This is a genomic window from Moorena sp. SIO4G3 (assembly GCF_010692305.1).
Lineage (GTDB): Bacteria > Cyanobacteriota > Cyanobacteriia > Cyanobacteriales > Coleofasciculaceae > Moorena > Moorena producens_A.
The window spans coordinates 1-4105 of record NZ_JAAHIG010000560.1; the positions used below are offsets into that span (position 1 = coordinate 1).

Consider the following 4105-nt stretch of genomic DNA (forward strand, 5'->3'; position numbering starts at 1 on the left):
TGCTTCAGCCATTGCTGCGGTTAAGGCTTCAACAGAACCGGGTGGCACTAGCCAACCACAGCTGCCATCACTCACCAACTCAGGTATCCCAGCAACATAAGTAGTAATCACTGGACGACCCACGGCTAAAGCTTCCATGAGCACGACTGGTAATCCTTCCGCAAAGCTGGGCAGTACTAGAGCTCGTGCTGCTAAAATTTGTTGCTGAACCTCAGTATTACTAGCCCAGCCAGTAATTTCAATGTGGTCTTGCAAACCCAACTGGGCAATAGTCCCTTCAATTTGCGATCGCAACGGTCCATCACCCACTAGTACCAACTTGAACTGCAAGCCCTCAGCCGCTAACTGATGCGCCGCTTCAATCAAGAGTAGATGTCCTTTTTGTTCACTGAGGCGACCAACGCAAACTAAGCGTGGCACGTCTGGTATGGGGGTGTGGGGTTTACTCAAAAACATCTCATCCACACCACAGTGGATCACATGGATTTTTGACCACTGATTGTGGCTGCACCATCGATAAAGCTGGCTTTTGCCAAAGGAGCTAACAGCGACCACAAAAGCAGCTCGGTTGATTTTTTCTCTTAAAGCTAAAAGTTGAGATTTATCAAACTCTTCTGGACCATGAACTGTGAAGCTGTAAGATGGTCCACCCAGAGCATGACATAACATCGCTACTGTAGTTGAGTTTGTTCCGAAGTGGGCGTGAACCCTTTCAATATCTGACTCAGAAAACCAACCCAGCAGAACGCAAGCCTCAGCTAAGTAGGCTAGATGATTCAAAACTCCTCGGTCTGAACCCCAGCCGATTTTGAGGGTCAGCCCTAGGGTCTTCAAAAGACGTATCGGTCTGGTTAAGGCAGTGCGTAATAGGCTAAAACACAAGCCCACGATGCCAACTCCTAAGACAAATCGAGTCTTCTGTAGCTCTAGTTGATCGGCTGGATCAACTAATTGAGAGGCGCAGGAACGGATAGAAAAACGTTTGACTTGAATACCGCAAGCCTCAACACCTGCAATCTCTCGCCGGATGAAGCTGTGACTTACCTTAGGATATTGATTAACTAGATAGGCAATTGTCATCGTGAACTCGGGGCAACGGTATGTCTGTTTCTAGGAATTTTTCGTAGATTGACACCTTATCTAAGAGATGGAATAGATCGAGAAAAATCTTCAAATGTTTCAAGGGATGTCACCCCTTCATTAACATCACTTGATTAGACTCCATGTCCGTACCAATTTTGCTGCTTCCTCAGACTAAAGCAAGTTTGGTGACAGTATCTTCCTAATTGTTCTTACTAAGTGTGAACTCAGAATCCGGATTGCGATCGAATCGGGGATAGGTCATATCCTGTCCGGCAGAATAAGTTTTGGTTGTTCGCGCACCCGTGGCCTTTTGGCCAAGGTTGGCAGGTTGAAGGTTGGCAGGTTGAAGGTTGGCAGGTTGAAGGTTGGCAGGTTGAAGGTTAGCTGGTTGAAGGTTAGCAGGTTGAAGGTTGGCTGGTTGAAGGTTGGCTGTTTGAACGCGCACGCGAACAACCAGCTAACCTTAAAACCTTCAAATTCAACCTTAAAACCTTAAAACCTTAAAACCTTGGCCTTGGCCTTGGCCTTTGGCCACGCTACGCGAATGGCCACGCTACGCGAATGGCCACGCTACGCGAACAACCCTTCACCCCTTCAACCTTCAACCTTCAACCTTCAACCAGCTAACCTTCAACCTTCAACCAGCTAACCTTCAACCTTCAACCTTCAACCTTAAACCCTTCAACAACCGATGTTCTAGGGTGAGACAGTCAGGGAAGATGGTTGGACACGATTAACTACTACCCCCAGACAGGTTAAGCCAAACCTGTCTATTTGATCGAGGACTTGCTTGAATTGAGATTTCTTAGTTCCTCTTAATCCGACCACCATCAAGATTCCATCTGTATTGGCAGCCAGGAAATTGGCGTCTGTATAGTTCAGTAGATTAGGAGTGTCATAGATAACCAAGTCAAATTTTTCCTGAAAATGCCCCATAATCTTTTCCATGCGAGTAGACGCCAGATCTTGAGCATAATCTACTAAAGATTGCCCAGAAGTCAACACAAAAAGATTATCTGAGAAAGGCGATCGCTCCATCACAACCTCTTGGTCGTTTGATAGCAAATCCCTCAGTCCTGGCAAGTTCTGTAAATTCAAATTGGTGTGAAGTTGAGGTGAATGGAGATTAGCATCTACTAATAGAACTCGCTGACCTTTGGAGGCTGCCATGTGTGCTAGGTTTAAGGCTACACTAGACTTACCATCCCCAGCCATAGCCGAGCAAATGGCGATGGAGCGCAGGGGTGGATTACAGAAGCGAAAATGCATGTTAGTGTAGAGAGAGTCGAATGCTTTTTTAAATCGATGATCCTCAGATTTATTGTCATCATCGTTGTTAAAATCTACACTATAATTATTGAATAGTTCAGGATTTTTACTAAATGGTATTTCTCCTAAAACCGGTAAATTATGGCCTTCTTCAATATCCTTTATTTCATAAAATATATTCCGAGACTTATCATAAAGGATAACTGTACCCATCCCTAAGCTTAAACCGCCCATAACTCCTAGAAATATCAACTTATTCTGACTAGATTCTGCGATCGGTTTACCGGTCGGATCGCGTAAAAGCTGAGGTTTAGAAACTATCTCCCAAGGCACTTCACGTTGAGCTTTCTCCACCTGTAAGGTCTCTTTCTGAGTTTCCAGTTGGTTGAGAGTTTGAGTAGCAATTTGTAACTGCCGCTGTAGATCATTATACTTACGGACAAAAATCGGGAATTCTTGGACTTCGCGATCAACAGTGTTTTTGGTTTGTATCAGTGCCTGATTACGAACCTGTAGTACCTCAATTTGGTTGGTGGTATCAACCAATTGTTGAATCAGTTGTAAACGAATTGGATTTTGAAGGGTTCGCACTCGGGGGTTAATCGGTTGACCTCCTAAGTTCTGACCCAGAATCCGTTGTAGTTCCCGATTGAGAAGATTTTGTAGGTTTTGCCGTTGCTCTAATAGGGTTTGAATATTAGGGCTATCTGGCTGAAAGCGAGCGGATTCTATCGCAATTTGACTTTCTATTTCTTTAAGATCAGCAAGTAATTTTTGATAGTTAGGATCTTCACTTAATGCTGAAGAAGCTAAAGCTTCAGTTGGCGATAGTTTTAATTGTCTTTGTAAGCTGTTTTTTAAGTTTATTAGCTCTTGTAGCTGCCTGGTTGTATCTCTTTGTTGGTCGCCAATTTGACGAACTTTATTCGACAATTGCTCCCCATCAAATTGAGGCTCAATTAGCTGATACTGCTGTTGCAAATTTTGCAAATTACCTTGGAGACTATTAACTCTATCCTGTAATTTAGGAAGTTGAGTATTAATAAAATTAACCCCTTGACCAATGCGGGTTTTTCGGTCTTCTAAACTATACTTCTCATATTCTTCAGCTGTTGTCTTTAAGACCAACTCTACTAGTTTGGGATCTGTCCCACTATAAGTAATTGATAGGATTTTAGTATTTTCACCTTGACTTTCTTCTTCGAGACGTTCAACTGTTAAAGAATACTGAAGTAGCCCAAGGGTAAACTCTGGATACTGAAATTTAATTTTATTGACGATTTTAGATAAGATTTCAGGACTAGTTAGGATTTTAATCTGAGTTGCATAGTCCAGTTCAAAATTTCCCGCACCAGGTATTGTTCCCTGACCCCGAGTAAGTGTCATTGGTTCAGTGGATATTGCTGCAGCAGATGTGACTGGTTCAACTAACAGCTGAAAATTACCTGAATATATAGAGGGAGATTTGCTACTCAAAAATGTAGCAGCAACAGTCACTAAACCTGCAATCCCTGAAACCACCATGGCTTGGCGTCGGGCAATCCTCAAAAGCGGACCGAGATTTAATCCTTTTTGAGGAGTATTTAACTCATCTTGCTCGTTTAATGTTAGTTGTTGCAATTGTCTACCCCTTTAACTAGTTGATAAGGTTTCAGCCCCCTGTTGTATATCCAAGAGGATGCTAATTTTTGCAGGGAGACACTAATAATTACCAACTCTCAGGGCAATAATCCGGATTGTCCAGGTTTATAAC

At 43.1% G+C, this 4105-nt stretch carries 4 protein-coding genes; 1 reads left to right on the forward strand and 3 read right to left on the reverse strand.

Annotated elements, in window-relative coordinates:
* The coding region (locus F6J99_RS42675; RefSeq protein WP_293122897.1) for a glycosyltransferase at window positions 1-1080 on the reverse strand (1080 nt) is incomplete at its 3' end.
* Window positions 1081-1282: 202 nt separating this feature from the next.
* Complete coding sequence (locus tag F6J99_RS42680) at window positions 1283-1528, reverse strand: hypothetical protein (RefSeq protein ID WP_293122900.1); 246 nt, start codon at window positions 1526-1528, stop codon at window positions 1283-1285.
* Between the two features lie 63 nt (window positions 1529-1591).
* Between F6J99_RS42680 and F6J99_RS42685 the strand changes: the two genes are divergently transcribed.
* Window positions 1592-1732 (forward strand): hypothetical protein, encoded by a 141-nt coding sequence (locus F6J99_RS42685; RefSeq protein ID WP_293122903.1) that lies wholly within the window; start codon window positions 1592-1594, stop codon window positions 1730-1732.
* A 47-nt stretch (window positions 1733-1779) separates the two neighbouring features.
* Here the strand turns inward: F6J99_RS42685 and F6J99_RS42690 are convergent, their stop codons facing one another.
* Window positions 1780-3972 carry a tyrosine-protein kinase domain-containing protein gene (locus F6J99_RS42690; RefSeq protein WP_293122906.1) on the reverse strand — a complete coding sequence of 731 codons (2193 nt, stop codon included), beginning with the start codon at window positions 3970-3972 and terminating at the stop codon, window positions 1780-1782.
* Window positions 3973-4105: the final 133 nt, after the last annotated feature.